This window comes from Sphingopyxis sp. 113P3, assembly GCF_001278035.1.
Lineage (GTDB): Bacteria > Pseudomonadota > Alphaproteobacteria > Sphingomonadales > Sphingomonadaceae > Sphingopyxis.
This window is the reverse complement of the sequence record NZ_CP009452.1, coordinates 2453050-2479817: the sequence shown is the minus strand read 5'-3', so window position 1 is coordinate 2479817 and position 26768 is coordinate 2453050. Positions and strand designations below refer to the sequence as shown.

The window sequence follows — 26768 nt, the reverse complement described above, 5'->3', positions numbered from 1 at the left end:
TGGTTGGACGTCAGGCCGCCCTTTCAGGCGCGAGATAGGCGATCAGCCGTCCTAGCGCGGCCGGCAGGTCCTTGCGGTGCACCACCATGTCGATCATTCCGTGATCGAGCAGATATTCGGCGCGCTGGAAGCCTTCGGGCAGCTTTTCGCGGATCGTGTTCTCGATCACGCGCTGGCCTGCAAAACCGATCAGGGCCCTGGGCTCGCTGATCTGAACGTCGCCGAGCATGGCATAGCTTGCGGTGACACCCCCTGTCGTGGGATCGGTCAGCAGCACGATATAGGGAAGGCCCGCGCGGCGCAGCCGTGCGAGCGCGACGGTCGCCCGCGGCATCTGCATGAGCGAGAGCGTGCCCTCCTGCATCCGCGCTCCGCCGGCAGCCGTGACCGCGACATAGGGGCAGCCGCGCTTGATCGCCTCTTCGACGCCGGTGACGAAAGCTTCACCGACCGCGACCCCCATTGATCCGCCCATGAAGGCGAAATCCTGCACGCCGACAACGACCGGGCGGCCGTCGATGCGGCCGAAACCGTTCTGATAGGCATCGCGGTCACCGGTCTGCGCGCGGGCCGCCTTGATGCGGTCGACATATTTTTTCGTGTCGCGGAACTTCAGCGGGTCCTCCGGCGCCGCGGGGGCGGGAATGATCTCGTGCAGGCCCCCGTCGAAAAGCTGTGCGAAACGCTCTTTGGCACCGATGCGGTCATGGTGGTCGCAGCGCGGGCAGACGTTGAGATTATCTTCCCACTCCTTGACGAATACCATCTGCTGGCACTGGCGGCACTTGTGCCACAGATTGTCCGCCGTATCGCGCTTTGCGGTGAAGGGCAGGGCGTTGCGGACACGGTCGAGCCAGCTCATGCGGCGATCTCCTTTGCGCCGTGGATAGCATCGGCGAGGGTGCGGGTGAAGGCTTCGAGCGGCGCTGCGGCGGCCTCGCCATGCTCGGCGATGATATCGACAAGAGCCGAGCCGACGACGACGCCGTCGGCGACCTTCGCGATCGCCGCGGCCTGCTGAGGCGTGCGGACGCCGAAGCCGACTGCCACTGGGAGATCGGTCGCAGACTTGAGACGCGCAACGGCATCTTCGATGCTCGCCTGCGCGGCCTGCTGAAGCCCGGTGATGCCGGCAACCGAGACGTAATAGAGGAAGCCTCCGGCGCCGTTCAGCACGTCGGGCAAGCGCGCAGCGTCTGTCGTCGGGGTGGCAAGACGGATGAGGTCAACCCCGGCGCTTCGCAGAGCGGGGCCCAGTTCGGCGTCTTCCTCGGAAGGGATGTCGACGCAGATGACGCCATCGATGCCAGCCTTGGCACATTCGGCGGCAAACCAGTCGGCACCGCGGATTGTCATCGGATTGGCATATCCCATGAGGACGAGCGGGATGTGCGGGTGACGCTCGCGAAAGGCCCCTGCGATCGCGAAAAGCTCTGCGGTCGTCGTGCCTTTTCCGAGCGCGCGCAGATTCGCGGCCTGGATCGCTGGTCCGTCGGCCATCGGGTCGGTGAAGGGCATGCCGAGTTCGATCACATCGGCGCCCCCCGCGACGAGCGCATCGAGGTTTGCGGCGGTGTCGCCGTCGCCGCCGGTGATGAAGGCGACGAGCGCGGGATGCGGCTTCGAAAAGGCGGCTGTGAAGCGGGTCATTCCGCCCATCCCTTCGTCGGCTCGGACCAGAGGCGAACGAAAATTTTCTCCGCTTGGATGACGCTGAACCCAATGCCGACCGTCATGCCAAGATATTTGCTCCAGGGCTGCGAAAACAAGAAGCTTGCGAGGAATGAGACGATAGCGGTCAGCCCAAGCGCGACGCCGGCTATGAAAAGGAACCAAACAGAGGCGCGGATCATAGTTTCACTCCGAGCGCATCGGCCACCGTGAAAATATCCTTGTCGCCGCGGCCCGAGCAGTTGACGATGATGATCTTGTCCTTGCCCAGCGTAGGCGCAATGCGCTCTGCGGCAGCGATCGCGTGGGCGCTCTCAAGTGCGGGGATGATGCCTTCGAGCTTCGTGAGTTTCTGGAAACTCGCCAGCGCCTCGGCATCGGTGACGGGCTCGTAACGCACGCGGCCGATCTCGTGGAGCCAGGCATGCTCGGGTCCGATGCCGGGATAGTCGAGCCCTGCCGAGATGCTGTGCGCCTCTGTAATCTGGCCATCCTCGTCCTGCAGGAGATAGGTCTTGTTGCCGTGGAGGATGCCGGGGCGCCCGCCAGCAAGGCTCGCGGCATGTTTCTTGTCCAGTCCTTCGCCTGCGGCCTCGACTCCGACGATCTCGACATTTTCCTCGTCGAGAAACGGATGAAAAAGTCCGATGGCGTTTGAGCCGCCGCCGACAGGGGCGATCAGCATATCGGGGAGACGGCCTTCGGCCTGGAGGATCTGCTCGCGCGCTTCCTTGCCGATCACCGACTGGAAGTCCCGGACAAGTTCGGGATAGGGGTGCGGACCCGCGACGGTCCCGATGATGTAGAAAGTATCGTGGACGTTGGCGACCCAGTGCCGCAGTGCCTCGTTCATCGCATCCTTGAGCGTCTTCGCTCCGCTTTCGACCGCGACCACCTCGGCGCCGAGCAATTTCATGCGGAAGACATTGGGCTGCTGGCGTGCGACGTCGACCGCGCCCATGAAAATGGTGCAGGGAAGGCCGAACAGCGCGGCGACGGTCGCGGTCGCGACGCCGTGCTGGCCGGCGCCTGTCTCGGCAATGATCTTCGTCTTGCCCATGCGTTTCGCAAGCAGGATCTGGCCGATACAATTGTTGATCTTGTGCGCACCGGTATGATTGAGATCCTCGCGCTTGAGGTAGATTTTCGCGCCGCCAAGATTTGCGGTCAGTCGTTCGGCGAACCATAGCGGGCTCGGGCGTCCGACATAATGCTCAAGCAGACGTTCGAACTCCGCCTTGAAAGCCCCGTCCTGCTGCGCCGCGCGATAGTGACGCTCCAGGTCGAGGATCAGCGGCATCAGGGTCTCGGCGACGTAGCGGCCGCCGAAGGCGCCGAAATGGCCGCGGTCGTCGGGGCCGGTGCGAAGGCTGTTGGGTCGGTCGGTCATCGTCCCGCCGCTTTAAGGAACGCGGCGATCTTGTCCACATCCTTGACGCCCGGCGCGCGCTCCACGCCCGAGGAGACATCGAGGAGCGGCGCACTGGTCGCGGCCAGAGCCTCGGCGACATTGGAAGGGGTCAGGCCCCCGGCAATCCCCCAATCCATCGTATGGCGGTGGTTGGCAAGGAGGGTCCAGTCGAAACGCGTGCCGGTGCCACCCGGCAGCGCCTGTGCGGGGGCGTCAAAGAGCAGGCGGTCGACGATCCCCTCATATTGCCGCGAGCGCCCAAGCGTTCCTGCATCCCGGAGCCCGACGGCCTTCCATACCTCGGCGGACACATGCTGCTTGACAGCGGCAATCCACTCGGGGGTTTCGCTGCCGTGAAACTGGATGATATCGGGACGCACAGCGCTGTAGGCAGCCCCCGTAAGCTGGGGCGAGGCGTTGACGAGGAGGAGGGCAACCTTCACCATCGAGCCTGCCCGCCGGCGAAGCTCGGCCGCGGTCTTGAGATCGACGTGACGCGGGCTCGGCTCATAGTGAACAAACCCGATGTGGGTAGCGCCAAGCTGAATCGCCGCATCGAGCGCTTCCGGGGTGGAGAGGCCGCAGATCTTAACGAGTGGGGGCATGACTTGTCTCTGCTAGGCTGTTCGCATCGAGCGATAACGAGAGCCCTCGGCCTCGCGCTGGTCCGATGGGTGCTCGACTGGGCTCGGCACGAACGGCGGTGAATTTGCCTTAAAGCGTCGCTTCGATCTCGCGCGCTGCGAGGTCGGGGTCTTCCGATTGGCTGATCGGGCGCCCTACAACGAGGATGGATGCGCCGTCGGTCATCGCCTGCGCCGGGGTCACCACCCGTTTCTGATCGCCGGTCTTGCCGTTGGAGGGACGAACACCGGGAACCACGAAAAATCCGCTTGGCCAGGCATTCCGCGCGGCTTTCACCTCGTGCCCGGAGCAGACGATCCCGTCGAGCCCGCTTTCCCGCGCCAGCGCCGCGAGCCGGACCACTTGGTCATGCGGGGATCCTTCAACTCCTATGTCGCCAAGATCGGAGGTGTCGAGGCTGGTCAGCACGGTTACCGCCACCACTTTCGTGTTCAAGCCCGCTGCCGCTTTGGCCTCTTCGAGCATCGCACGTCCCCCGGCGGCGTGAACGGTAAGGACAGCCGGCTCGAGCGGACGCAGCGCCTGGATCGCCTTCGCTACCGTGTTCGGAATGTCGTGCAGCTTGAGGTCGAGGAAGATGGGCAGACCCAGCTTAGCCACTTCATGCACCCCGTGGTGACCGTTGGCGCAGAAGAATTCAAGCCCGAGCTTGAAGCCCCCCACATGATGGCGAACGCGCTGCGCCAGCGTGAGCGCAGCGTCGAGATGCGGGGTGTCAATGGCGAGATAGAGCGGCGATGTCATTGGGGATCCAGCGGCAATGGAGGAATGTCATTGACCGGTGCCGATGCCGGGGGCGAAGCGGGCGCGGGTTCTGCGGCGCGATTGGCCATTGCGCGCAGGTCGGCGAGCTGGCGCTCGCTTGTGTCGAGACGACGTCTCAAGGACCAGCGGGCGGCACGCAGCGCGATCCACATCGGGAGGCTCCCGAGGAGAAAGGCAACGACGATCAGCACCGGCAATTTGGTGTCGAGCACCTGACCTGGCCAGATCGTGACGGTCACCGGATTCCAGTTCGCCATGGCGAACAGGACGAGCACGACGGTCAGCAAGACCCAGATGATCGTACGCAGGATTCCCACTTGGCGTTTGCTCCTCGTTCGGCCCCTCGCATTTCCTATGCGAGTTTTGCCCGGGTTTCCAGCCCAACCAGTCTAGGAGGCGCCGAACACGCGCGCGAAGATCGTGTCGACCTGCTTTAGATGATAGCCAAGATCAAAGAGCTCGGTTAGCTGATCTGCTGACAGCCGCGCAGTGACATCGCCGTCAGCCTTGAGCAATTCAAGGAGCGAGAGCTTACCGTCCGACTCCCATACTTTCATCGCGTTACGCTGGACCATGCGATAGCTGTCCTCGCGGCTCGCACCTGCCTGCGTCAGAGCCAGAAGGACGCGCTGGGAGTGAACGAGGCCGCCCATGCGGTCGAGATTCTTCTGCATCCGCTCAGGATAGACGAGGAGCTTGTCAACAACCCCGGTGAGCCGCGCGAGCGCGAAATCGAGGGTGATCGTCGCATCGGGGCCGATGAAGCGCTCGACCGACGAGTGGCTGATGTCACGCTCGTGCCAGAGCGCCACATTCTCCATCGCGGGGAGCGCGGCGCTACGGACCATGCGCGCAAGGCCCGTCAAATTCTCGGTGAGCACGGGGTTGCGCTTGTGCGGCATCGCCGAGGACCCCTTCTGCCCCGGCGAGAAATATTCCTCCGCTTCGAGGACTTCGGTGCGCTGAAGGTGACGAACCTCGACTGCAAGCCGCTCGATCGACGATGCAATGACACCAAGAGTTGCAAAGAACATCGCGTGACGATCGCGCGGAATGACCTGCGTTGAAACGGGTTCGATCGAAAGCCCGAGCTTTTGAGCGACGTGCGCCTCGACCCGGGGATCGATATTCGCAAAGGTGCCGACCGCGCCTGAAATGGCACAGGTCGCAATCTCGGCGCGGGCGGCGAGCAGCCGATCCTTGCCGCGCGAAAATTCGGCATAGGCTTCGGCGAGCTTCAGGCCAAAGGTCACGGGCTCGGCGTGGATGCCGTGGCTGCGGCCAATCGTCGGGGTCAGCTTGTGCTCAAAGGCTCTGCGCTTGATCGCCTCAAGCAGCGCGTCGAGATCGGCAAGCAATATGTCGGCCGCCTGCGTCAGTTGCACAGCAAGGCAGGTGTCGAGAACGTCGCTCGACGTCATTCCCTGGTGCATGAAGCGCGCTTCCTCTCCGACATTTTCAGCCACCCATGTCAGGAAGGCGATGACGTCATGCTTCGTCACCGCTTCGATCGCGTCGATTGCGTCGACGTCGATCGCAGGCCCGGTGGCCCACCAGTCCCAGAGCGCTTTAGCTGCAGACTTGGGTACCGTGCCGAGTTCGGCAAGCGCGTCGGTCGCATGCGCCTCGATCTCGAACCAGATTCGGTAGCGATTCTCGGCCGACCAGATGGCTGTCATCGCGGGCCGGGCGTAACGCGGAACCATTGGATTTCCTTCCTTTTATTACGATTTATCGCGGAATAGGTGCGAAATCGCGACCAGCCGCCCCCTAGCAGGGGTCGAACGCTTCGCCAATCGCTGCAGATCGGCAACCTCGGCCAATGCAGCCAGTTGATCCCTTGCCCCTTCAAAAATGTGACGGGACCGCTCTTCATGGCGCTGTCACCGGTACAGGAGATTTATGATGCTGAAACATATGCTTTTAATCGGCGCTGCAGCCGTCAGTTTCCCCGCGCTTGCGCAGGAAACCCCGCCTGCAGGTGACGATCCGGCAACGCCGCCGGCGGGTGAAACCACCCCGGCGGATCCCACGACGCAGACCCCGCCGACCGACCCTGGCACCCCGCCATCAGCGGACCCGGCCACCCCTGCCGACCCCGCGACGCCCGCGGAACCGGCTACTCCGGGTGACCCTGGAACGCCTGCTGACCCCGCGACGCCGGCCGATCCTGCAACGCCCGCTGATCCGGCAACCCCGCCGGCGAACGAGCCCGGCGCGCAAAGCGGCGCGGCTGCCACGCCCGACCAGGTCGCACAGATCGTGAACCAGGAGTTCCCGACTTTCGACAGCGACGGTAACGGCGATCTCGACGAGACCGAGTTCGGAACCTGGATGAAGAAGCTTCGCACGGCGACGGACCCCACGGTCGATCCCGAATCGGAGCAGGTCAAATCCTGGATTGGTCAGGCCTTCGCAGCTGCCGACGCCGACAAATCGGGCGGCGTCAGCAAGGAAGAGCTGACTGGTTTCCTGTCGCGCGGCGCCTGATCCAAAAGGATCGACGCCCTTGACCGGGTGGTGCGGCCGTCGGAGCGATCCGGCGGCCGCATCTGCGAATCCGAAGCATCTTAAGCTAATCTGCGCGCTCGACCCTTACGATCGACAGCCGGCGTTGTTGGCCGTCGCGGTCGGGCCACAGGATCGATTGGCCCTCACGCAGGCCGATCAGACCGGCCCCGACGGGGGTCATGATCGAGATCCGACCCGCCGCGATGTCGGCATCGCCAGGATAGACAAGTTCGACGGTGCGTGAGGCGCCGTTCGCCTCGTCGACGAATTCGACGCGCGAGTGCATTGTCACCACATCGGCGGGGATCTTGGTCGCGGGATAAATTTTCGCGCGGTTGATTTCTTCCAGCAATAGGGCGCTGACCTCGGGCGCGCGTTCCTGTCGCGCTAGTGCGAGGTCGGTCAGCGTGTCAGCCTCGGTGTCGATCATATGGATAGGCGGCCGCTTGGCGGCGCTGCGGGTTTTCATGGTAGGAGCTTTCAATTGGGCACGCACAGGCCTGCCGCATGTCGCAATCAGGGAAGGAGAAATTTGGCCCCGGGCTCGGGGCATGACGCGCCGGACCCGGGGCTAAAGGCCCGCGAGGCGTTGACCCGCATGCGAGTGGAGTCGGGAAAGGGCACGCAGATTCTGCATCGCGTCATGATGTCCGCGCCGCGCTCCCAAGTCAAATCCGGGACGCGCCGGGTCAAGGCGAGCGCGAGAAAATTTTGGTCCTCCGCCTCTGCAGTCATGCGATGATCGCGAAACGCCCTCCGCCGCCGTGACGCGGCGTCGGCGAACCTGCTCCACGTCGCCGTATGGCTGGGCGGAACCGGGACGGCAGCGCAAGACCATCAAGGCAGGCAGGCCGCATCGGCCTCTCGTGGGAACAATCACCTTGTGGGGACCACTTAACGGTCATAAAAAAGACCGACAGCGTTGCGGACCAATTTCCTGCATCGAAAAGGATTTCAGCGCGTTCCCTTGCGGGAATACGGGGTTGGTGGTCGAAGGACGGACAATTAGGTGCAGGCCACTACCGATCCCGAAGCGCCAAGGATCCCCAAGCGACTGTTCAAGAAGCGCTGGCTCACGGCGGGCGCCGTCGCGGCCCTGGCGCTCGGTCTGTGGCTGGCGCGCGAGCCGATCGCGGACCGCTTTATCCGTGACGAACTCGACGGCCGCGGCATTCCCGCACGATATACGATTGAAGAGATCGGCTTTCGCACAGAGCGCCTCAGCGACGTGGTCATCGGCGATCCGGCGCGGCCCGACCTCACCGCGAAGATCGTGGAAGTCTCGCTCGGCTATGGTTTATCCGGACCCTATATCTCTGAAATTCGGGCCGACGGCGTACGGCTTTACGGCCGCTTCGTGGAAGGCCAGCTGTCGCTGGGGGCGCTCGATAAGTTCCGGGACCCGGCCGACAAGACACCATTCGCATTGCCCGATATCTCGGTGGTCCTCGCCGATGCGCGCGCCCGCGTCGAAACCCCGTGGGGTGATGTGGGCGCGGTGCTCAATGGCGGCGGCAATCTCAGGAATAACTTTACCGGCAAGCTCGCCCTCGTTGCCCCTGTTATGGATGCGGCGGGATGCTCCGGGGAGGAACTGAGCTTCTACGGCGACGTGCGCGTTCGAAACGTCCGCCCGACGCTCACCGGCCCGCTCCGGGGCAGCCGTCTGGTCTGTGGCAATGGCAGCGTTGCGGTGGACAGTCCCCAGATCGCACTCGACGTGTCGCTCGCCGAGACCTTGCAAAGCTGGCGCGGCACGGCCGATGCGAGCCTCGCCAAGCTCAAGGCGGGCCCCGTGAGCGCTACGAAACTGGGGTTGCGGGCCCGCTTTTCGGGAAGCGCCGCCCGCACGACCCTCGACGGGTCTGCCGAGATCGCCGAGCTGAGCGCAGCCGATTTTTCCGCGCGCCGCGTCGAGCTGTCGGCCAAGGCAGAGGTCGGACATGGCTCACCGCAGGCCGAAGGCGAGATTCGCTTCGTCGAGGCCAGCGCCAGCCCGGAGCTGCGCCGTTCAATGACGGCGAGCGCAGCGCGTCTCGACGCAAGCCCTCTAGGCCCGCTCGCCGCCAAAGCGGCGGCGGCGCTCTCGCGCATGCTCGCCGAGGTGAGCGGCGGCAGCGCCTTTGCGCTCACCGGCGAGGGCCGCGCGGTGCAATTTGAACTTTTCGCGCCGCAGTTTCGAAGCGCGAGTGGTGCCAGCGTCGCCGGGAGTGCCGAGAGCCGCATCGCATGGTTGCCCGCGGTGCCTGGCCCCCGCATGACGATCGCAGGCGACTGGACGTTCGGGGGCGGCGGCCTCCCTTCGGGATCGCTGGCGCTTGATCGGCGCGCCGACGGGACGACGCGCGGCGAGGCGCGCTTTGCCCCTTATGCTGCGGGCAGCGCGCGTCTTGCGCTCGACCCGGTCCGATTTTCGGGCGCGCAGAAGGAGAAGCTGCGTTTCGCGACGCGCGCGACCTTGTCGGGACCGCTCGCGGACGGGCGCGTCGAGGGGCTGACGGTGCCGCTTGCGGGAACAATCGCGTCAAATGGCGAGGTGACCTTCGCGGGCGGTTGCACAAGGGTCGGCATTGATCGGCTCGCCGCCTCGGGTTTTCGCATTGCTCGCGCCGGTATCGATCTTTGCAGTCGCCCGGGCGCGCCGCTGCTTAGCGCTGGGCCCGCCGGTCTGCGTGGCACCGTCCTCACTCGCGGCATTGCCCTGCGCGGTACAAGCGGCTCCTCGCCTTTCGCCTTCGATGCAAGGCGGGGCGAGATCGACCTCTCCGCAATGCGATGGATGCTCACCGGCACCGAGGTCCGGTTGGGTGAGAGCGAGAGTGTCACGCGCTTTGCCGCCGACCGCATCAGTGGGCATGGCACGAGCGGCGGCATGCAGGGGAAGCTCTCGGGCGCGAGCGGCAAGATCGGCGCCGTGCCGCTCGTCCTGTCAGACATTGCCGGCAACTGGCGCGGGCAGGATGGCACGCTGACGCTCGACGGGAGCCTGGGGCTCAGCGACGCCGAGCCCGATCCGCGCTTCTTTCCTCTGGTGAGCGATATAGCGACCCTGCGCTACGCCAAGGGGGGCATCGACGCCGCGGCCAGTTTCCGCGAGCGCAAATCGGGGCGCAAGATCCTCGATGCCGTGATTCACCATGACCTGGAGCCCGGCACGGGTTTTGCCGATCTTGATGTGCCGGAGATCCGCTTTGACGAGGGCTTCCAGCCCGACCAGCTTACCCGTCTCGCGCTCGGCGTGGTCGCCAATGTGCAGGGGTCCCTCGTCGGTGGTGGCCGCATCGAATGGTCGCCCCTGGCGGTCACGAGCCACGGGACCTTTGCGACCGCAAACACCGACCTCGCGGCCGCCTTTGGGCCGGTGAAGGGGCTGACAACGACACTGACCTTTGTGGATCTCATCAATTTGCGTACGGCTCCGGGGCAGATTGCGACGGTCGCAGAGATCAACCCCGGCATCCCGGTGATCGACGGGACGATCGAATACCGGCTTCTCGGCGACAATCGCGTTCGCATCGAAGGCGGGCGCTGGCCCTTGGCGGGCGGTGAACTGGTGCTCCATCCCGCGACCCTCGATTTCAATGCCAGCGAACCTCGGCGCCTGTCTTTCGACATCGTAGGAGTCGATGCCGCGGCCTTCCTGCAGCAATTCGGATTCGAGAATATTCATGCGACCGGGACGTTCGACGGAACGCTGCCGGTCGAGTTCGACGGGCTCGGGGGCCGCATCGTAGGCGGGCGCATCGATTCGCGTGGCGGCGGCGGGACGCTCGCCTATGTCGGCGAGCTTTCGAACCACAATCTTGGTGCGATCGCCAATTTTGCCTTTGGTGCACTGCGCAGCCTCAAATATGACGACCTCACGATCATCCTGAACGGGGACCTCGACGGCGAAATGGTGACCGATATCCGCTTTGGCGGCGTGGGGCAGGGGGAAGGCGCGACACAGAATTTCCTGACACGCCAAATTGCGAAACTGCCCTTCGTCTTCAATGTGAAGATCCAGGCGCCCTTCCGCCAGCTTATCTCCTCCGCGAAAGGCTTTTACGACCCGACGCTGGTTATCGAACAGAATCTTCCGACCCTGCTACGCGTGCAGCAGGAAGTCGATGCCGCCAAAGCGGGCGCTGAACCGCCCGTTCAGCCCCCAGAAAGCGAGCCCGTGCCATGACGATATCCAATAAGGAAAATAGGAGGCTGACCCTTGACGGCCGATATCTGGCAATCCTCTGCGCCATGGCGGGCCTTTCCGCCTGTGTGCAGATTGAAACGCCCGACAAGCCGATCGAAATCAACCTCAACATCAACATCAAGCAGGAAATCATCTACAGGCTCGATGGCGATGCGAAAAAGTTGATCGAGCAGAATGAGGACATCTTCTGATCGAACGTCAGAAAACAGGGTGATGATCATGCGTTGGAAAAACTGGAAATTGGGTGGAATGGCGATGGGAGCGGTGGCGGTGACCGCTGCGATCGCCATCGCGGTCCCCTCGGCAATGGCGCAGCGAGACCCCGCTTATGAGGCGGCTCGCGCGGCAGGGCAGATCGGCGAACAGCCCGACGGTTATCTCGGCTTCGTGTCGAACCCGACCCCCGCGATCCGCGATATCGTCAACGATATCAACATCAAGCGCAAGGCGGCCTACACCGCCAATGCGCCGCAGGGCAGCACGGTCGAGCAATTTGCTTTTGCGACCGGATGCAATCTGATTGCGAAGACAAAGCCGGGCGAAAAATACAAGGCACCCGATGGTCGCTGGCTGACGCGCGACAGTGGTCCGCCAGTGCGCGATTCGCGCTGTCCCTGAAACCCTGTTTTCAAGGGCGCCTGCGGGCGTCAATGCCGCCGCGCCCCTAAACGCGGCGGCATTTTTTGTGCACCTGCGCACAAGCATTGACTTCATGGGGCGGCGTTCCTAAACGGGCCGCGCCTTAGGGGTCCCCCGATTTTTCGGGCCTTTTTTCGCAGGCAGAATCGGAGGTTTCCGGCTCTGTTTCAGGAGGATGGCGCAAGATGACGGGGAATGGCAGCGATCCGGAACTTGACTCGGAGGATTCGCGCCTGGTCTCGCTCGAAGAGCGATTGGACCGGGCCGAAGCCGCAGAAGCGAGACGGACCGCGGCGAGCGCCGGACCGGAATCCGATGCCAATTATCGGCTCGGCAACCGCGTCTTGGCCGAGCTGCTGGGCGGACTGATCGGCGGTGCCTTGTTCGGCTGGCTGATCGACCGCATCGCAGGTACGTCGCCCTGGGGTTTGTTGGGGATGTTGTTCATGGGGATCGTCGTGGCCTTCCGGAACATCATCCGCCTGTCTTCGGCGCCTCGCAAATAGGCGGGCGCAAACGAAATTCTCTCGCGGGACGGCCCACGGCCGCCTCGCCATACGCGTGGAGTGAATAGTGGCGGCGGAATCCGGCAAGATCGACCCGATGCACCAGTTCGAGGTGACGCCGCTTGGCGGCGGCTTCAACCTTGGTGGGCACGAAATCTTGTTTACCAACAGCGCGTTGTGGATGGTTGTTGCCGCAATCGCGCTGGGCATTTTCATGTGGGGCGGCATGCGCCGTCAGCTCGTTCCGGGCCGCTGGCAGGCCGCGGTCGAAGGCTTCACCGGCTTCATCTCGAGCATGATGATGGCGAATATCGGGACCGAGGGCCGCAAATATACGCCCTATGTTTTCTCGCTCTTCATGTTCATCCTGTTCTGCAATCTCCTCGGCATGTTGCCGCTGGGCGTGCTCGGCCTCCACCCCTTCACCGTCACCAGCCATATCGCGATCACGGGCGTCCTTGCGCTGATCAGCTTCGCGATCGTGCTTGTGGTCGGCTTCTGGCGTCACGGCCTCCACTTCTTTTCGTTGTTCGTACCGCACGGAACGCCGCTCCCGATGATCCCGATCATCGCGCCGATCGAGTTTGTCTCTTTCATGGTGCGCCCGTTCAGCCTTGGTCTGCGTCTTTTTGTCGCGATGACCGCGGGTCACGTCCTGCTCAAGGTGCTGTCGGGCTTCGTGATCAATGGCTTCAACGCCGAAACATTGTGGCTCGGCTCGATCGTCTCGGTGCTCAGCTTTACCCTGATGGTTGGTATCAGCGCGCTCGAACTGCTCGTTGCCGGCATCCAGGCCTATGTTTTCGCCCTGTTGACCTCGCTCTATATCAACGACGCGGTCAATCTCCACTAATTCACGTTTTAGAATAAACGCTTACACCCAAGGAGTAGTATAATGGACGCAGAAGCAGCAAAGCTGATCGGTGCAGGTCTCGCGGCGATCGGTGCCGGCATGGCCGCCATCGGCGTGGGTAACGTCTTCGGCAGCTTCCTCGAAAGCGCGCTGCGCAATCCGGCTGCTGCCGACGGCCAGCAGGGCCGTCTGTTCATCGGCTTCGCCGCCGCCGAGCTTCTCGGCCTTCTGGCGTTCGTCGTCGCGATGATCCTGCTCTTCGTCGTCTGATTTCGACGATATTAGCGAAGCCGATCCTGCGGGATCGGCTTCGTTGCGGATTTTCAGACCAATTTAGGGTTCGCCTTTCATGCCCCAGATAGCCCAGCTCACCGCTGACAATTGGTACCTTGCCTCGCAGCTTTTCTGGCTGCTGGTCGTCTTCGCCGGCATTTATGTCGTGATCGGCCGCGGCATGCTGCCCAAGATCGAAGCGACGGTGGACGCACGCGACCGCAAGGTGGCGGATGATCTGGCAGCGGCCAAGGCGGCCCACGCGGCTGCGGATGCGCTGGAAGAAAGCTATCGCCAGCAGGGCGAGGCGAGCCGCGCTGCAGCGCAGAAGGCCGTTGCAGATGCCAAGGGCAAGGCCGCGCGCGATGCCGAAAAGCGTCTCGCAAAGGTCGACGCGGAACTTGGCGAAAAGCTTTCGCTCGCCGAGGCGGAAATAGCCGCGGCGCGCAAGTCGGCGATGGCCGAGATTGAATCGGTTGCGGCCGACGCAGCCAGCGACCTTGTCGCCAAGCTGTCGGGCGCAAAGGTTGCCGCGGCGGACGCCCAGGCGGCGGTGAAGGCGGTGCTCCATGGCTAATTTTATCATCATCCTTTCAGAAGCCGCCGGTGAAGCGCATGCCGCGCCGAAGGCGTTCGGCATGGACGCCACCGTCTGGGTTTCGATCGCGATGCTCGTTTTTCTCGGCATCCTGATCTGGAAAGGCGTGCCCAAGATGATCGGCGCAATGCTCGACAAGCGCATCGCCGAAATCTCGAAGCAACTGAACGAAGCCGAGCAGCTGCGTCTCGACGCTGAATCGCTGAAGGCGGAATATGAAGCGAAGCTCGCCGACGCTGCCAAAGAGGCCGACGAGATGCGCACGCGTGCCGATGCCGAAGCCGAAGCGCTGGTTGCCAAGGCGAAGGCTGACGCAACCGCCCTGATCGCGCGCCGCAAGCAGATGGCCGAAGAGCGCATCGCGGCAGCCGAAGCCGGCGCGCTCGTCGAGGTGCGCACCGCGGCCGCCAAGGCAGCGACCGAAGCGGCCGCTGCCCTCATCGCGGCCAAGCATGACGCCGCGGCTGACAAGGCGCTGGTCGATCAGGCGATCGCAGCCGTCGCCAAGAGCTGATCCGGGAAACCATCTCCGAGCCAGAGCGCCCGCGGACAACCCGCGGGCGCTTTTGCTACGCACTGGTTCCTTTTCGCCAGTCCCGGCGCCCAACGCCAGCCCGAGCGGACGTGGGCGCAGCGTGATCCTGCTCTTGAGCTCGCGCGGCGTTCAATATTTGATCATGATACGCCGCGCGAGCCCAGGCGAGATGCTGTGGACGAGGCGCAGTATCTTCGTCTGACCCACCGCGACCTCGTCGCTGTCCGCCCGGATCCCGCGAACGATTTCGGCTGCACAATCTCGCGCGGTCATCATCCTTCCGCCGCGCCCCGACGTCATGTTGGTCGCGACGAGCGGGGGGAGGGCTTCCATCACATGGACGCCGCTGCCCTTCAGAAGGTGACGGATCGCCTGGGTGTAGCTGCGCAGCGCTGCCTTGGTCGCGCAATAGATGGCACCGTTCGCGCGCGGCGCGATGGCGAGGCCCGAGGTCACATTCACGATCATGGCCTTGCCCTGTGCCCTCAGCTGTGGAAGCAGCCGCGTGACGAGAGCAATCGGGGCGTAGAGGTTCGTATCGATGCACCGTGCCGCGCTTGCCAGGGTCGCCGCATTACCCGGATCATAGTCGCTCCCCAATCCGGCATTGTTCACGAGAAGCGCGAGCGGCTTTCCTGCAACACTCTCGACGATCGCATCGATACCCGCTGCTTCCGACAAATCTCCTGCAATAGTTCCAAACCCCAGCGCCCGCATCGCGGCCAGTTTCTCGGCCGACCGCCCCGTTCCGATCACATCTGCGCCAAGGCCCTGGAGTTGCAGCGCGATTTCGCGGCCGATGCCGTCACTGCCTCCAGTGACAAGGGCGAGCATTCCCCGAACATCCATAGGTCCCTCCCATGTTTTCCCTTGCGCACTATGGCGGGTGCGATCGCCATCGCCTACATGCAAAATCATGGCTCGCCCCAACGCACCCGACCGATTCAACGAAGAAAAGGCCACCTACGTGATCCGCGGCAGCGGGGAGGAGGGAGACAAGCCTGACCTCGAGCGCGGTTCAGGGGTCATTCGCGAAGTGGTGCGAAAGCTGCCGGTGCGTCCGGGTGTCTACCGCATGCTCGATGCGCGCGGAGATGTGCTTTATGTCGGAAAGGCGCGCGCGCTCAAGAATCGCGTGAGCAACTATACCCAGGTCGCGCGGCTGCCACAGCGGCTTCAGCGGATGGTCGCCCAGACGCGCGCAATGGAGATCGTCACCACGAACAGCGAGGCGGAGGCGCTGCTCCTCGAGGCGCAGCTGATCAAGCGCTATCGACCCCCGTACAACGTCCTTTTGCGCGACGACAAAAGTTTTCCCTTCATTCTCCTGCGCATGGACCACAACTTTCCCCGCGTGCAGAAGCACCGCGGCGCCCGGCGGGCAAAAGGACGCTATTACGGGCCATTTGCGAGCGCGGGATCGGTGAACCGCACGCTCAACGCGCTGCAGAAGACCTTTCTTCTGCGAAGCTGTACCGACAGTTTCTTCGCGAACCGTTCCAGGCCGTGTCTCCTCTATCAGATCCGCCGCTGCTCGGCGCCATGTGTCGGCCGCATCTCGAAAGAGGATTATGGCCGCCTGGTTGGCGACGCGCAGGATTTCCTCGAGGGTCGTTCGACAGCCGTGCAGAAGCGTCTCGGCGACGCGATGACGCAGGCGGCCGAGGCGATGGATTTCGAACTGGCGGCGGTCCTGCGCGACCGGCTGAAGTCATTGACCTTCATCCAGGGCAGTCAGTCGGTCCACGCTGACGGGCTTGGTGACGCCGACGTCTTCGCGCTCGCGGCAAAGGGCGGGCAGCTCTGCATCGCGGGTTTCTTTATCCGGGGCGGGCAGAATTGGGGCCATCGCAGCTTCTTTCCTGCACATATCGCCGGGGTGCCCGAGGAAGAGGTGCTCGCGAGCTTTCTCATGCAATTTTACGAGGGCGTGCCGCCGCCGAAACTGATCCTCGTTGACCGCGAGCCGGCCGAATGCATTTTGCTCGCCGAGGCGCTGGGCGAGACCGCGGGGCGCAAGGTCGAGATCGGCGTGCCTCAGCGCGGAAACCGCCGTCGCTTGCTCGAGCAGGCAGTGCGCAACGCCGGCGAGGAACTCGACCGGCGGCTCGCCGAGAGCAGCAGCCAGGCCCGGCTGGGGCGTGAACTTGCCGACCTGTTCGATCTCGAGGGACCGCCGCAGCGCATCGAGATTTATGACAACAGCCACATCCAGGGCACCAATGCCCTGGGGGCGATGGTCGTCGCGGGCCCTGAAGGCTGGATCAAGGGCGCCTATCGCAAATTCAATATAAAGCGCGCCGAAACGCAGCCCGGTGACGATTTTGCGATGATGCGCGAGGTGTTCCATCGGCGTTTCGCGCGCGCGATCGAGGAGGACCCGGAGCGCACGAAGGGTGAGTGGCCCGACCTCGTGCTGATCGATGGCGGCAGGGGGCAGGTGTCGGCAGTGTCGGAAGTGTTTGCCGAACTGGGGGTCGAGGACCTGCCTTACGTCGGCGTTGCCAAGGGGCCCGACCGCAACGCCGGGCGCGAAACATTCTACCTGCCCGACGGGCGCGAGTTCACCTTGCCGCCGAACAATGCGGTGCTCTTCTATATCCAGCGCCTGCGCGACGAGGCACACCGGTTCGCGATCGGGGCGCATCGGCAAAAGCGTGCGAAAGCCATGGGAAGCTCGCCGCTCGACGAAGTGCCAGGCATCGGCCCCGCGCGCAAGAAGGCCCTGCTGATGCATTTCGGTACCGCGCGCGCGATCCGCAGCGCAAGCCTTGAAGACCTGAAGCGCGCCCCTGGCGTCAGCGCGGGCGTCGCGCAGGCCGTCTATGATTTCTACAATCCGCGAGGATAGGAGAAAGCCGCCATTTGTGTTCCGGCAGCGAAAGATGAAAGCGTTCCGCCGAGAAGCACGTCAGCAAAGAAGAGCCCATTGGGAGAAAGGGGAGAGGATGGATTTTGCAGCCACCATGCCGCTGGCGAAAACGCTGGGCATTGCCATCGACGAAGGCACAAAGGATCGGGTTTCAGGCCGGCTCCTCGTTCGCGCCGACATCTGTACTGCGGGGAACATCGTCCACGGCGGCGCGATCATGGCCTTTGCTGATTGTCTCGGCGCGGTCGGCGCCTTCCTCAGCCTTCCTGAGGGTGCTAGCGGAACGACGACGATCGAGAGCAAGACGAACTTTCTCGGCGCAGGGCCGGTGGGATCCTGGCTCGTCGGCGAAGCGACGCCGGTGAAAGTCGGTAAACGCCTGTCGGTGTGGCAGACGCGGATTCGCACCGAGGCGGGCGCAGAAGTCGCGCTGGTCACCCAGACGCAGATGGTGCTTTGGCCGTCCTGAATGCCGAGGCTATCGTCTGCGCGGTGCGCGCGCATGGCGAACATGGCGCTATTCTGCGCGCGCTCACGCGTGACGCCGGACTGGTCGCCGGCTATGTCCGCGGTGGGCGGTCGCGCCGGCTGCGTCCAATCCTCGTTCCGGGCAATCTTGTCGCGCTCGAACTTCGTGCACGCACCGACGAGCACCTCGGCAGCGCGACGGCCGAACTCATCACAAGCCGGGCGCCGCTTCTCGCCGAGCCGCTCCCGGCAGCGGCGATCGATTGGGCGACGAGCCTCACGGCAGCGACTTTGCCCGAAAGCCAGCCCTATCCGGCGCTTTATGCCGCCTTGTCTGGGGTTTTGGACGCGACCGCAGCGGCAACGTCGGCGCGCCAGTGGGCGGCGGCGCTTGCGCGCTATGAAGTGCTGCTGCTCGCTGAACTTGGCTTCGGCTTGAACCTCGAGGAATGCGTTGCGACCGGCGTGAGGAATGATCTTGCCTTCGTCAGCCCCAGAACAGGCGGAGCGGTGTGCGCGGGCGCGGCGGCGGGTTACGAGGCCCGGCTGTTCCCGCTGCCCCGCTTCCTGCGCGGCCTCGACAGCGACCCTGCGCTCGGCGACGTTCTCGACGCGATGACGATCACCGGCCATTTTCTCGATCGCGACCTGCTCGAAGGGCGCAATCGCGATTTGCTGGCCGCAAGGGAAAGATTGATCGGCCGCCTCAAGAGGGCGGTTGCGTGACTCGCCGCCGCTCCTTAAGCGGCTGGCGAGACACGAAAGGGCGAAGCGTTGAAAATCCTGTTGCTGGCTGGTGATGGTATTGGTCCTGAGATCATGGCGGAGGCCGAGAAGGTCCTTGCCGCGCTGGCGCTCCCGGTAACGCTCGATCGCGCGCTCGTCGGGGGCGCGGCCTATGAAGTGGCGGGTCATCCGCTGCCGGCGGAAACGCTCGCGAAAGCAAAGGCGGCGGATGCCCTTCTGTTCGGCGCAGTCGGTGATCCGCGCTTCGACGCTGCCGAGAGGCATCTGCGTCCCGAGCAGGCAATCCTTGGCCTTCGCGCGGAACTCGGCCTGTTCGCGAACCTGCGCCCGGCAAAGCTGTTCGCGGGTCTTGAACACAGCTCTGCACTGCGGCCCGAAGTCGCTTCGGCGATCGACCTCCTGATCGTTCGCGAACTCAACGGCGACGTCTATTTCGGGGAGAAGGGTACCCGCACGACGGCAAGCGGCGATCGCGAGGGCTATGATGTGATGTCCTACAGCGAGAGCGAAGTACGGCGCATCGCGCACGTCGCCTTCAAGGCAGCGCAGGGGCGGCAGAAACGGCTCTGCTCGGTCGACAAGGCGAATGTGCTTGAAACCTCTCAGCTCTGGCGCGATGTCGTGATCGAGGTCGCGGCGGACTATCCCGACGTCGCGCTCAGCCACATGTATGTCGATAATGCCGCGATGCAACTGGTTCGCAATCCGGGGCAATTCGACGTCATCGTCACGGGCAATCTGTTCGGCGACATCCTGTCCGACCAGGCGTCGATGTGCGTCGGCTCGATCGGGCTGCTCGCATCGGCGTCGCTTGGCGGGGGCCGGATGGGGCTGTACGAGCCGATTCATGGCAGCGCGCCCGACATTGCCGGCAAGGGAATTGCCAACCCGCTGGCGATGATTCTCTCGCTCGCCATGCTGCTTCGTCATTCGGGCGGCGACGAGGCGAGCGCGGCTCGGATCGAGGCTGCCGTTGCCGCCGTGTTGGCAAAGGGATGCCGGGGTGCCGACCTTGGCGGTGACATGACCACGACCGCGCTCGGCGATGCGGTCGTCGCGGCCCTGAACGGATAGGCGGACGGCGAGGATGAAAAAGAAAACGGGTTTCGATCGCAGCACCACGCAAAAATGGCACCCCGCGACGCGCGCGGTGCGCGGCGGAACCTGGCGCAGCGAGCATGGCGAGACGTCGGAGGCACTCTTCCTGACCTCAGGCTATAGCTATGACAGCGCCGAGGAAGTCGCGGCCCGCTTTGCGGGCGAGGAACAGGGGATGACCTACTCCCGCCTGCAGAACCCGACCGTTGCGATGCTCGAGGAACGGATCGCGCTGATGGAAGGCGCCGAGGCGTGCCGGGTCCAGGCAAGCGGCATGGCGGCGATGACGACAGCGCTGCTCTGCCAGCTTTCGGCAGGGGATCACATCGTTGCAGCGAAGGCGGCCTTCGGCTCGTGCCGCTGGCTCGTCGACACGCTCTGCCCGCGCTTCGGGATCGAATCGACCGTCGTCGACGGGCGCGACAATGATGCGTGGGAAAAGGCCATCCGCCCAAATACCAAGGTCTTCTTTTTCGAGACGCCGGCGAACCCGACACTCGACATCGTCGACATGGCGCACGTCTGCAGCCTGGCTCGCGCGCGCGGGATCACCAGTGTCGTCGACAATGCCTTTGCAACCGCGGTTCTTCAGCGCCCGCTCGACTTCGGCGCCGACGTCGTCGCCTACTCGGCTACCAAGCTGATGGAGGGGCAGGGGCGCGTCCTCGCGGGTGCGGTGTGTGGAACCGAGGCGTTCATCAACGATGTGCTGCTTCCTTTCCAGCGCAATACGGGTCCCAATTTGTCGCCGTTCAATGCCTGGGTGGTCATGAAGGGCCTCGAAACGCTCGACCTCAGGGCGCGGCGGCAGTCGGAAAATGCGCTTGCGGTCGGAAAGGCGATCGAGGGACGCGTCGCCCGCATCCTTCATCCAGGGCTTGCCAGCCATCCACAGCACAATCTCGCGATGCGTCAGATGGAGGCCTGCGGACCGATTTTCGCTTTCGAACTTCCGGGTGGCGCGACGCAGGCGATGCGCTTCCTCAACACCCTCGAGCTCGTCGACATCAGCAACAATATTGGCGACGCGCGCAGCCTCTGCTGCCATCCATGGACGACAACGCACTACGGCGTGAGCCCCGAGGTTCGGCTGGATATGGGAGTGAGCGAAGGGCTTCTTCGTATCAACATCGGTCTTGAAGATCCGCGCGACGTCATTGCAGATCTGGACCAGGCATTGACCAAGGTCGGGCTATAGGCGACTTTGTGGGGACGATGATCGACTCCTTCTTCCCCTTTTCCGCGACCACCGGCTCTATCACGGTGCGGGTGGCGGTCAGCTATCTTCCCGAGCAATCGCACCCGACGCTCGGGCGCTGGTTCTGGGCCTATCACGTCCGGATTGAAAATCAGGGGGAGACAGCGGTGCAACTGATCAGCCGCCACTGGCGAATCAGCGACGGCCTCGGCAAGATCAGCGAAGTGGAAGGCGAGGGCGTCGTGGGCGAGCAGCCGGTGATCGCGCCAGGCGGCGCCTTCGATTACGTCTCGGGCTGCCCGCTGCCGACTCCTGAAGGATCGATGGTCGGAAGCTATATGATGGAGAGAGGCGACGGATCGCAGATGCTCGTTGCCATTCCGCATTTTCCCCTCGTTGCGCCGGCGACCGCCTCATGAAGCGCACCCATCTCCCTCTCAATGCGCTGCGCGTATTCGATGCTGCTGCCCGGCACCTGAGCTTCACGCGCGCCGCCGATGAGCTTGCCGTCACCCCCGCCGCGGTGGGGCAGCAAATTCGCGCGCTCGAGGACATGCTCGGCGTCGTTCTATTCCGCCGTACGCCAAAGGGGCTGGAGCTGACCGGCGAGGCCAATGCGGGGCTTGAGGCGCTACGCCAGGGCTTCCTCCAGTTCGAGGAATCGGTGCGCGCGATGCAGGCGGGACAGTCGTCCCAATCGCTGACGATCGCTGCTCCGCGCGACCTCACTGCCAAATGGCTGGCACCGCGGCTCGCGCGATACAGCCAGGAGGCGCCCGATGTGCGCTTCACGCTCGTCTCGGCGGATGGAGGAATCGACTTCACCGAGGCCAATCTTGATCTTGCAATCTTCTGGACAGACAGCGCGGGCGAGCATGAAGGCGTCGCGCTCGCGGATGCGCTGATGGTCACCGTCGCGGGTCCCGGCAGCGATAGCAATACGCGCATTGCATGGCCGGGATGCCCCGTTGAGGATGACGAACCCGCCCTGCGTCTCGGCGATGCCGGGCTGGCGATCGACGCCGCCGCAAATGGGCTCGGGCAGGCCAATGTTCCTGCGATGCTGGCTGAGGCGGATATCGCCGCGGGCCGGGTGCGCGTCGTGCGCGAGCCATTTGCAGTCAAGCATGGATATTGGCTGGTTGCCCCGACGCCGCAGTGGCGACAGGCGAAGGTCAAGGCGCTCGTCGCCGCGCTGACCTCTGCCTGAGCTTATTTCGCGGCCAGCGCCAGCAGACGCGTCGTCATCCCGCTCAGCGTCTCCGCTGCCACATCGGCATCGGGGTTGTTCCAGCTAGCGGTGACGACAAACCATTTACCGTCGGCCTTGCGCTGCCCCAGGAGGCTCATCGACAAGACGCCGAGCTCCGAGCCGCCCTTGTAGCCGAGATAGTCCCATTCTGCCGCGGCAGCGGGCGCGACGCCTTTGTTGATCGTCATCGCCGCCATCACCTCCGGCGAATTCTGCGCCTTGATGTCGGCAAGCACCCTGGCAAGATCGGTCGGTGTCGCGAACCATTCGAGGCTTTCGATGAAGCGCGGCGTGCCGCCGAAGCTGACGCCATCGACATTGGCGAGCACGAGCCGGTTCGCGTTTGTGTCGAGCAACCGGCGCTGCGCCTCGTCACTCCCACCAAGAAACTCTTCACGCAGGTCGGCAAAATTATTGCCCTTGAGCGCGAAGGCTTCGACCGTCGTCAGCAAAGGAATGTTGCGCGAGGGATCGCTATGCCCTGTAGCGCGCATCCGCGCCTCGATCGGACCACGCCCCAGAAGATGGATCAACGTGTCGGTGGCCCCGTTGTCGCTCACTGAAACCATCCAGTTGGCGAGGGTCTGCAGCGTCACTGGCGTGTCCTTCGGCCAGTTCGCCGTCGCCGCGGAGGAGAAGCTCAAGTGCGCGAGCGGAACGACATCCGACCATTTGCGTTTTCCCGCCCGGACCTGCGATGCGAGTTCGTCGAGAATATAGAGTTTGAAGGTCGAACCGATGGCAAAGCGGGCATCAGCGTTCGCCGATGCGATCGGCCGAATCGTTGTGCCATCCACTTCGGCGACGAGGAAACCCGTGCGCCCTGGCAAGGCAGAGAGTTCGGCAGCGACACTGTCAAAACTGTCGTTCGCGACGGTGAAACCCCGAAGAAAAAGGCCGTCGACGCGGCGATCGCCATCGGGAAGCACGCTGAGCGCAATCGTTCCTGTCCCCTTTTCAAAGCGCAGCCTGACCGTGCCGGTGCGGCCATCGGCGGTGTCGACAGCATCCACCGCGACCGCCGCGCCATATTGAGCGAGAAGGTTATGAGCGATGCTCCGGAACTGGCTTTCGGAAACGGCCCGCTGGAACTGCGGCGCGAAATAATCGGCATAAGCGACCTTTCCGTTCAGTAATTCGACGAGTTCGCCTGCGCGCAGATCGAAGGCGGCCTTGGTCGCTGTCGCGGTCTGCGGCGCCGGCTCAGCCCGCGCGTCCTTCGGAATCTGCACCGCCGCAGCGGCGAGAAGCGTCATGATCAGCAAGCGTGGCATCAGCTATCTCCTTCGGACGCGAGGACCCTGTCGATCCGCGCGATCTGGGTGCGCAGCTTGGCCGCCGCCCGCTGGTTGAGCAACCAGATGCCCACAAAAATCACAGCCGGCACTGCCGCCAGCACTGCGAAGCGAAGCGTGGAAAGATGGGCCTCGCGCGCAACCCCTGCGAGAAAGACCGAAAGGCCCGGGACGAATGGCGCAAGATACCAGCGCCCGACCCGTCGCAGCATATGCTCCTCGACGACGAGGCGAGTACGGTAATAGGTCCGCATATCGGCAGCTTCGGCCTCAGGATCGGGCCGCGAGCTCCGACGCGCAAGCTGGTGGCCAACGAAGAGAGCGGCCGCAATCGTCAGCAGACTGCCGGTCTTGAGCCAAACTCCGGGCAGGGCGATAGCATAGAGGCCGAACAAGGCCGTCACGATCGCAACCGCCATATATTCCCGGCGGTTCCGGCGCGCGACGCTCTTGCCCAATTGACCGGCGCGGCGCTTGATCTCGGCCAGCGGCAAAGACGCGAATTCGCCGCTGCAACTCTGCCACTCGGCCCGCAGGCTCTCGTCGTCGAACGCGTTCATGTCGGCTCTCCCTCGCGCGCGAAACGGCGCGTCAGCATCGATTTGAAGCGGTGGATCCTTGTCGTCACAATCTCGGGGGTGACGCCCGTGATCTCGGCAATCTCGGCACCTGGCACGGCTTCAAGATATAACAGCAATATCTGCCGGTCGGGCGGGTCCAGCTGCTGGATGATCGATACGATCAGCGCCATCGCCTGTTCGCTTTCGGCCGCCTCAAAGGGCGTGGGCGCCCCGTCGACAATTTCGGCTGCGTCGAGCCTCGACCAGCCAGGCGCACTGCGGCGCCGGCATGCCAGCACATGCGATATTGCCCGATTGTGCGCGACGCGCCACACCCAGGTGCTCAGCGCGCAGCGGCCGTCGAAACCCGAAAGGCTTTGCCAAAGCGCGACCTGCACATCCTGCTCCAGATCACGCCGAAGGTCAGGATCGGCCTCATAACCGCGTGCCATGCGCGATAAGGCGGGGTCAAAGCGGGCGATGGCCTCGGCGAAGATCCGATCCTGTTCCGCTTCGTTCACGCCATGGTCCGGAATTTGATGTCCCATGACCGGTTAGTCGATGACGACAGGAATTTCTGACGCAGCGCGAGAAATTTTCTCTCAGGCGTCGATCGCGGCCTCATCGAGCGTCGCCGCATTGGCCTGAATAAACTGAAAACGATGTTCCGGGTGCTTGCCCATCAGCCGGTCCACGAGATCCTTGACCTGGTGCCGCTCCTCATATTCCTGCGGCAAGGTCACGCGCAGCAGGCTGCGCGTGGCGGGGTCCATGGTCGTCTCCTTGAGCTGGTTGGGGTTCATTTCCCCGAGACCCTTGAAGCGGCCGACCTCGACTTTCTTGCCCTTGAAAAGCGTGGCTTCCAGCTCGGCGCGATGCTCGTCGTCGCGCGCATAGGCCGATACCGCTCCCGCGGTCAGCCGATAGAGGGGCGGCTGGGCGAGATAGACATGTCCCTCGCGCACGATCTCGGGCATCTCCTGAAAGAAGAAGGTCATCAAGAGCGTTGCGATATGCGCGCCGTCGACATCGGCGTCGGTCATGATCACGATCTTCTCGTAGCGCAGGCGGTCGGGGTCACAATCCTTGCGCATCCCGCAACCGAGCGCGAGCGCCAGGTCGGCGATTTCCTGATTGGCGCGGATCTTATCGGCACTCGCGCTCGCAACGTTCAATATCTTGCCGCGGATCGGCAGGATCGCCTGTGTCTTGCGGTCGCGGGCCTGTTTGGCGCTTCCGCCCGCGCTGTCGCCCTCAACGATAAACAGTTCGGTGCCTTCAGGGCCATCGTTCGCACAGTCGGTGAGCTTGCCGGGAAGGCGAAGCTTGCGCGAGCTGGTCGCAGTCTTGCGTTTCACTTCCCGTTCGGCCTTGCGCTTCAGCCGCTCTTCCATCCGTTCGAGGATCAGGCCGAGCAACGCCCGGCCGCGATCCATATTGTCAGAAAGGAAGTGGTCGAAATGATCACGAACGGCGTTCTCGGTGAACCGCGCAGCCTCGGGGCTCGACAGCCGATCCTTTGTCTGGCTCTGGAACTGCGGATCGCGGATGAAGACCGACAGCATCATCTCGCCGCCGTTGAAGACATCGTCAGCCGTGATCTGTGCCGCCTTCTTCTGCCCGACCAGCTCACCAAATGCACGCAGTCCCTTGGTCAGCGCAGCGCGCAGGCCCGCCTCGTGCGTCCCTCCAGCGGGCGTTGGAATCGTATTGCAATACCAGCTGTAACTTCCATCCGACCACAAGGGCCAGGCGATGGCCCATTCGGCACGGCCTTGACCGTCGGGAAAGTCCTGCCGCCCCGTAAAAGGGTCAGCGGTCGCACATTCCCGGCTGCCGATCTGTTCCTTCAAATGATCGGCAAGCCCGCCAGGAAACTGAAACACGGCCTCGGTGGGCGTGTCGTCGCCGATCAGTTCGGGTGCGCATTTCCACCGAATTTCTACGCCTGCAAACAGATAGGCCTTCGACCGGGCCATGCGATAGAGGCGTTGTGGTTTGAAGCGGCCATGCTCGCCGAAGATTTCCGGATCAGGTACAAAGGACACGCTCGTTCCGCGACGATTGGGCGTCGGGCCGAGCTCCTCGAGTGCGCCGAGCGGAATGCCGCGCGAGAAACGCTGGCGATAAAGCTGCTTGCCGCGCGCCACCTCAATCTCGGTCTCGGTCGATAGCGCGTTGACGACGCTGACGCCGACGCCGTGAAGCCCGCCCGAGGTTGCATAGGCCTTGCCCTCGAACTTGCCGCCCGAATGGAGCATCGTCATGATGACTTCGAGCGCCGATTTTCCAGGAAATTTGGGGTGAGGGTCGACCGGCATGCCGCGCCCGTTATCCACCACTGTGAGGCGATTGCCGACATCGAGTTCGATCTCGATCCGGCTCGCATGGCCGGCGACAGCCTCGTCCATGCTATTGTCGATCACTTCGGCGGCGAGGTGATGGAGCGCCCGCTCGTCGGTACCGCCAATATACATCCCCGGGCGGCGACGGACGGGCTCCAGCCCCTCCAGCACCTCGATCTGCGAGGCATTGTAGCTGTCGGACGACGCTGCGGGGCTATCGAACAAATCGTGACTCATGCCGAGGCTATAGGGGGTCGGCAAGGCCGCTGGCAAGGCGGGTTTTGAGCCGGTTTGCGGCCCTTTTACGGCACAACGGCTCATCCCGTTTTCGGCA

At 63.8% G+C, this 26768-nt stretch carries 30 protein-coding genes; 16 read left to right on the top strand and 14 right to left on the bottom strand.

Annotation, left to right across the window (positions count from 1 at the left end):
* Nucleotides 1–10 precede the first annotated feature (10 nt).
* From accD to purB, 8 genes are all read right to left on the bottom strand, one after another.
* Nucleotides 11–862 (bottom strand): acetyl-CoA carboxylase, carboxyltransferase subunit beta, encoded by an 852-nt coding sequence (gene accD / locus LH20_RS12130; protein WP_053554416.1) that lies wholly within the window; start codon nt 860–862, stop codon nt 11–13.
* Nucleotides 859–1650, bottom strand: a complete 792-nt coding sequence (trpA, locus tag LH20_RS12125) for a tryptophan synthase subunit alpha (RefSeq protein WP_053554415.1) — start codon at nt 1648–1650, stop codon at nt 859–861. The genes accD and trpA overlap by 4 nt, the downstream gene beginning before the upstream one ends.
* Nucleotides 1647–1853 carry a hypothetical protein gene (locus LH20_RS12120; protein ID WP_053554414.1) on the bottom strand — a complete coding sequence of 69 codons (207 nt, stop codon included), beginning with the start codon at nt 1851–1853 and terminating at the stop codon, nt 1647–1649. Before LH20_RS12120 ends, trpA begins: the two co-directional genes overlap by 4 nt.
* A complete protein-coding gene (gene trpB / locus LH20_RS12115) occupies nt 1850–3061 on the bottom strand; it encodes a tryptophan synthase subunit beta (RefSeq protein ID WP_053554413.1) in 1212 nt (403 codons plus the stop codon). Before trpB ends, LH20_RS12120 begins: the two co-directional genes overlap by 4 nt.
* Complete coding sequence (locus LH20_RS12110; protein WP_053554412.1) at nt 3058–3687, bottom strand: phosphoribosylanthranilate isomerase; 630 nt, start codon at nt 3685–3687, stop codon at nt 3058–3060. Before LH20_RS12110 ends, trpB begins: the two co-directional genes overlap by 4 nt.
* A 109-nt stretch (nt 3688–3796) precedes the next feature.
* The gene (gene pyrF / locus LH20_RS12105) at nt 3797–4471 is read right to left on the bottom strand and encodes an orotidine-5'-phosphate decarboxylase (RefSeq protein ID WP_053554411.1); all 675 of its coding nucleotides are present in this window, start codon (nt 4469–4471) and stop codon (nt 3797–3799) included.
* On the bottom strand, nt 4468–4809 hold the full coding sequence (locus tag LH20_RS12100; protein ID WP_053554410.1) for a LapA family protein: 342 nt from the start codon (nt 4807–4809) through the stop codon (nt 4468–4470). The genes pyrF and LH20_RS12100 overlap by 4 nt, the downstream gene beginning before the upstream one ends.
* A 72-nt stretch (nt 4810–4881) precedes the next feature.
* Nucleotides 4882–6198: an adenylosuccinate lyase gene (gene purB, locus LH20_RS12095; RefSeq protein ID WP_053554409.1), complete on the bottom strand. Its 1317-nt coding sequence runs from the start codon at nt 6196–6198 to the stop codon at nt 4882–4884.
* 199 nt (nt 6199–6397) lie between these two features.
* On the opposite strand from purB, the gene LH20_RS12090 reads away from it, so the two are divergent.
* Nucleotides 6398–6982, top strand: a complete 585-nt coding sequence (locus LH20_RS12090; protein ID WP_053556266.1) for an EF-hand domain-containing protein — start codon at nt 6398–6400, stop codon at nt 6980–6982.
* Between the two features lie 85 nt (nt 6983–7067).
* On the opposite strand, the gene rnk is transcribed toward LH20_RS12090, so the two are convergent.
* Nucleotides 7068–7472 (bottom strand): nucleoside diphosphate kinase regulator, encoded by a 405-nt coding sequence (rnk, locus tag LH20_RS12085; protein ID WP_053554408.1) that lies wholly within the window; start codon nt 7470–7472, stop codon nt 7068–7070.
* 540 nt (nt 7473–8012) lie between these two features.
* Between rnk and LH20_RS12075 the strand changes: the two genes are divergently transcribed.
* The 8 genes from LH20_RS12075 (at nt 8013) to LH20_RS12040 (ending at nt 14578) form a co-directional block, all read left to right on the top strand.
* Nucleotides 8013–11174, top strand: a complete 3162-nt coding sequence (locus tag LH20_RS12075) for an intermembrane phospholipid transport protein YdbH family protein (RefSeq protein ID WP_053554406.1) — start codon at nt 8013–8015, stop codon at nt 11172–11174.
* Nucleotides 11171–11386 carry a YnbE family lipoprotein gene (locus LH20_RS12070; RefSeq protein WP_053554405.1) on the top strand — a complete coding sequence of 72 codons (216 nt, stop codon included), beginning with the start codon at nt 11171–11173 and terminating at the stop codon, nt 11384–11386. The genes LH20_RS12075 and LH20_RS12070 overlap by 4 nt, the downstream gene beginning before the upstream one ends.
* A gap of 28 nt (nt 11387–11414) precedes the next feature.
* Nucleotides 11415–11813: a YdbL family protein gene (locus tag LH20_RS12065; protein ID WP_083455585.1), complete on the top strand. Its 399-nt coding sequence runs from the start codon at nt 11415–11417 to the stop codon at nt 11811–11813.
* Between the two features lie 206 nt (nt 11814–12019).
* Nucleotides 12020–12340, top strand: a complete 321-nt coding sequence (locus LH20_RS12060; protein WP_053554404.1) for an AtpZ/AtpI family protein — start codon at nt 12020–12022, stop codon at nt 12338–12340.
* 67 nt (nt 12341–12407) lie between these two features.
* Complete coding sequence (locus LH20_RS12055; RefSeq protein ID WP_053554403.1) at nt 12408–13193, top strand: F0F1 ATP synthase subunit A; 786 nt, start codon at nt 12408–12410, stop codon at nt 13191–13193.
* 42 nt (nt 13194–13235) lie between these two features.
* On the top strand, nt 13236–13463 hold the full coding sequence (locus LH20_RS12050) for a F0F1 ATP synthase subunit C (RefSeq protein WP_003044110.1): 228 nt from the start codon (nt 13236–13238) through the stop codon (nt 13461–13463).
* 79 nt (nt 13464–13542) lie between these two features.
* The gene (locus LH20_RS12045) at nt 13543–14043 is read left to right on the top strand and encodes a F0F1 ATP synthase subunit B family protein (protein WP_053554402.1); all 501 of its coding nucleotides are present in this window, start codon (nt 13543–13545) and stop codon (nt 14041–14043) included.
* Entirely contained in the window at nt 14036–14578 is a 543-nt protein-coding gene (locus tag LH20_RS12040; RefSeq protein WP_053554401.1) for a F0F1 ATP synthase subunit B family protein, read from the top strand. Before LH20_RS12045 ends, LH20_RS12040 begins: the two co-directional genes overlap by 8 nt.
* Before the next feature lie 150 nt (nt 14579–14728).
* On the opposite strand, the gene LH20_RS12035 is transcribed toward LH20_RS12040, so the two are convergent.
* On the bottom strand, nt 14729–15433 hold the full coding sequence (locus LH20_RS12035) for an SDR family oxidoreductase (protein WP_235526963.1): 705 nt from the start codon (nt 15431–15433) through the stop codon (nt 14729–14731).
* A gap of 82 nt (nt 15434–15515) precedes the next feature.
* On the opposite strand from LH20_RS12035, the gene uvrC reads away from it, so the two are divergent.
* The 7 genes from uvrC (at nt 15516) to LH20_RS12000 (ending at nt 22192) form a co-directional block, all read left to right on the top strand.
* On the top strand, nt 15516–17450 hold the full coding sequence (gene uvrC, locus LH20_RS12030; protein ID WP_053554399.1) for an excinuclease ABC subunit UvrC: 1935 nt from the start codon (nt 15516–15518) through the stop codon (nt 17448–17450).
* Between the two features lie 97 nt (nt 17451–17547).
* Nucleotides 17548–17940, top strand: a complete 393-nt coding sequence (locus tag LH20_RS12025; protein ID WP_053554398.1) for a PaaI family thioesterase — start codon at nt 17548–17550, stop codon at nt 17938–17940.
* Entirely contained in the window at nt 17928–18665 is a 738-nt protein-coding gene (recO, locus tag LH20_RS12020) for a DNA repair protein RecO (protein WP_053554397.1), read from the top strand. The genes LH20_RS12025 and recO overlap by 13 nt, the downstream gene beginning before the upstream one ends.
* A gap of 48 nt (nt 18666–18713) precedes the next feature.
* A complete protein-coding gene (gene leuB / locus LH20_RS12015) occupies nt 18714–19760 on the top strand; it encodes a 3-isopropylmalate dehydrogenase (RefSeq protein WP_053554396.1) in 1047 nt (348 codons plus the stop codon).
* Nucleotides 19761–19773: 13 nt separating this feature from the next.
* Entirely contained in the window at nt 19774–20982 is a 1209-nt protein-coding gene (locus tag LH20_RS12010) for a trans-sulfuration enzyme family protein (RefSeq protein WP_053554395.1), read from the top strand.
* A 17-nt stretch (nt 20983–20999) separates the two neighbouring features.
* Complete coding sequence (gene apaG, locus LH20_RS12005) at nt 21000–21401, top strand: Co2+/Mg2+ efflux protein ApaG (protein ID WP_053554394.1); 402 nt, start codon at nt 21000–21002, stop codon at nt 21399–21401.
* On the top strand, nt 21398–22192 hold the full coding sequence (locus LH20_RS12000; protein WP_053554393.1) for a LysR family transcriptional regulator: 795 nt from the start codon (nt 21398–21400) through the stop codon (nt 22190–22192). The genes apaG and LH20_RS12000 overlap by 4 nt, the downstream gene beginning before the upstream one ends.
* A gap of 2 nt (nt 22193–22194) precedes the next feature.
* Here LH20_RS12000 and LH20_RS11995 read toward each other — a convergent pair whose 3' ends face one another.
* The 4 genes from LH20_RS11995 to parE are packed head-to-tail and all read right to left on the bottom strand — an operon-like array spanning nt 22195 to nt 26671.
* Entirely contained in the window at nt 22195–23508 is a 1314-nt protein-coding gene (locus LH20_RS11995) for a serine hydrolase (protein WP_053554392.1), read from the bottom strand.
* Nucleotides 23508–24089, bottom strand: a complete 582-nt coding sequence (locus LH20_RS11990) for a hypothetical protein (protein ID WP_053554391.1) — start codon at nt 24087–24089, stop codon at nt 23508–23510. Before LH20_RS11990 ends, LH20_RS11995 begins: the two co-directional genes overlap by 1 nt.
* Nucleotides 24086–24637: an RNA polymerase sigma factor gene (locus LH20_RS11985; RefSeq protein ID WP_053554390.1), complete on the bottom strand. Its 552-nt coding sequence runs from the start codon at nt 24635–24637 to the stop codon at nt 24086–24088. Before LH20_RS11985 ends, LH20_RS11990 begins: the two co-directional genes overlap by 4 nt.
* Nucleotides 24638–24691: 54 nt before the next feature.
* Complete coding sequence (parE, locus tag LH20_RS11980) at nt 24692–26671, bottom strand: DNA topoisomerase IV subunit B (protein WP_053556264.1); 1980 nt, start codon at nt 26669–26671, stop codon at nt 24692–24694.
* Nucleotides 26672–26768 lie beyond the last annotated feature (97 nt).

Bases quoted from the DNA above. Each gene is read 5' to 3' on its own strand.
- purB (WP_053554409.1), bottom strand. From the start codon at position 6,198: ATGGTTCCGCGTTACGCCCGGCCCGCGATGACAGCCATCTGGTCGGCC.
- LH20_RS11985 (WP_053554390.1), bottom strand. From the start codon at position 24,637: ATGGGACATCAAATTCCGGACCATGGCGTGAACGAAGCGGAACAGGAT.
- trpA (WP_053554415.1), bottom strand. From the start codon at position 1,650: ATGACCCGCTTCACAGCCGCCTTTTCGAAGCCGCATCCCGCGCTCGTC.
- rnk (WP_053554408.1), bottom strand. From the start codon at position 7,472: ATGAAAACCCGCAGCGCCGCCAAGCGGCCGCCTATCCATATGATCGAC.
- parE (WP_053556264.1), bottom strand. From the start codon at position 26,671: ATGAGTCACGATTTGTTCGATAGCCCCGCAGCGTCGTCCGACAGCTAC.
- LH20_RS12050 (WP_003044110.1), top strand. From the start codon at position 13,236: ATGGACGCAGAAGCAGCAAAGCTGATCGGTGCAGGTCTCGCGGCGATC.
- uvrC (WP_053554399.1), top strand. From the start codon at position 15,516: ATGGCTCGCCCCAACGCACCCGACCGATTCAACGAAGAAAAGGCCACC.
- LH20_RS12070 (WP_053554405.1), top strand. From the start codon at position 11,171: ATGACGATATCCAATAAGGAAAATAGGAGGCTGACCCTTGACGGCCGA.
- LH20_RS12035 (WP_235526963.1), bottom strand. From the start codon at position 15,433: ATGCTCGCCCTTGTCACTGGAGGCAGTGACGGCATCGGCCGCGAAATC.
- LH20_RS12025 (WP_053554398.1), top strand. From the start codon at position 17,548: ATGGATTTTGCAGCCACCATGCCGCTGGCGAAAACGCTGGGCATTGCC.
- LH20_RS12065 (WP_083455585.1), top strand. From the start codon at position 11,415: ATGCGTTGGAAAAACTGGAAATTGGGTGGAATGGCGATGGGAGCGGTG.
- LH20_RS11995 (WP_053554392.1), bottom strand. From the start codon at position 23,508: ATGCCACGCTTGCTGATCATGACGCTTCTCGCCGCTGCGGCGGTGCAG.
- pyrF (WP_053554411.1), bottom strand. From the start codon at position 4,471: ATGACATCGCCGCTCTATCTCGCCATTGACACCCCGCATCTCGACGCT.
- LH20_RS12010 (WP_053554395.1), top strand. From the start codon at position 19,774: ATGAAAAAGAAAACGGGTTTCGATCGCAGCACCACGCAAAAATGGCAC.
- LH20_RS11990 (WP_053554391.1), bottom strand. From the start codon at position 24,089: ATGAACGCGTTCGACGACGAGAGCCTGCGGGCCGAGTGGCAGAGTTGC.
- trpB (WP_053554413.1), bottom strand. From the start codon at position 3,061: ATGACCGACCGACCCAACAGCCTTCGCACCGGCCCCGACGACCGCGGC.
- LH20_RS12120 (WP_053554414.1), bottom strand. From the start codon at position 1,853: ATGATCCGCGCCTCTGTTTGGTTCCTTTTCATAGCCGGCGTCGCGCTT.
- LH20_RS12090 (WP_053556266.1), top strand. From the start codon at position 6,398: ATGCTGAAACATATGCTTTTAATCGGCGCTGCAGCCGTCAGTTTCCCC.
- accD (WP_053554416.1), bottom strand. From the start codon at position 862: ATGAGCTGGCTCGACCGTGTCCGCAACGCCCTGCCCTTCACCGCAAAG.
- LH20_RS12060 (WP_053554404.1), top strand. From the start codon at position 12,020: ATGACGGGGAATGGCAGCGATCCGGAACTTGACTCGGAGGATTCGCGC.
- LH20_RS12000 (WP_053554393.1), top strand. From the start codon at position 21,398: ATGAAGCGCACCCATCTCCCTCTCAATGCGCTGCGCGTATTCGATGCT.
- apaG (WP_053554394.1), top strand. From the start codon at position 21,000: ATGATCGACTCCTTCTTCCCCTTTTCCGCGACCACCGGCTCTATCACG.
- LH20_RS12045 (WP_053554402.1), top strand. From the start codon at position 13,543: ATGCCCCAGATAGCCCAGCTCACCGCTGACAATTGGTACCTTGCCTCG.
- LH20_RS12110 (WP_053554412.1), bottom strand. From the start codon at position 3,687: ATGCCCCCACTCGTTAAGATCTGCGGCCTCTCCACCCCGGAAGCGCTC.
- LH20_RS12040 (WP_053554401.1), top strand. From the start codon at position 14,036: ATGGCTAATTTTATCATCATCCTTTCAGAAGCCGCCGGTGAAGCGCAT.